General features: G+C 49.5%; 1 protein-coding gene. It reads right to left on the bottom strand.

Annotation, left to right across the window (positions count from 1 at the left end; genetic code table 11):
- Positions 1–638, bottom strand: a 638-nt coding sequence (gene ccoG, locus R7R78_RS27215; protein WP_225474749.1) for a cytochrome c oxidase accessory protein CcoG, incomplete at both ends; no start/stop codon positions are given.

Here is a 638-nt window from a genome sequence, read left to right as displayed (position 1 = left end):
GACGGCGGCGATTTGAGCGAAGAACAGACCAATCATCACCAAGAGTACCGCGCCGTAGCCCAGTAGCTTAGGTCGCATCACTTTGGTGTGTTTGCCCGATAGACGGTGTTCGGTGGTGTAGCTGATTAAGCCTTTTTCGTAGCCCATGCGATCCATAGTGTTGTCACACGCATCAATACAAGCGCCACAGTTGATACATTCATACTGCAAGCCGTCACGGATATCGATGCCAGTTGGACACACCTGCACACACAGGTCACAGTCAATACAGTCACCTAAGCCCAGTTGTTTTGGATCGGCTTTACGTGAACGCGGACCGCGCTTTTCACCACGTTTGGTATCGTAACCGACGATGAACGTGTCTTTGTCGAACATCGCTGATTGAAAACGCGCGTAAGGACACATGTGAATACACATGATTGAGCGCATCCAACCTGCGTTGCCGTAAGTACAGATGGCAAAGAACATCACCCAGAATACTGGCCAGAAGTTCGCGTTGAAGGTGAAGAAATCAATCACCAGTTGTTTCATCGGCACAAAGTAACCAACAAAGGTGAATCCTGTGGCGAGCGCGATAGCAAACCAAGCGATGTGCTTGAGTGTTTTACGCATGGCTAAGTTGGCGGTGAGTTTATTGG

The sequence above is a fragment of the Vibrio sp. 2134-1 genome (assembly GCF_033339495.1).
The sequence above is the reverse complement of the archived record's forward strand: the minus strand, read 5'-3'. Positions and strand labels throughout refer to the sequence as shown.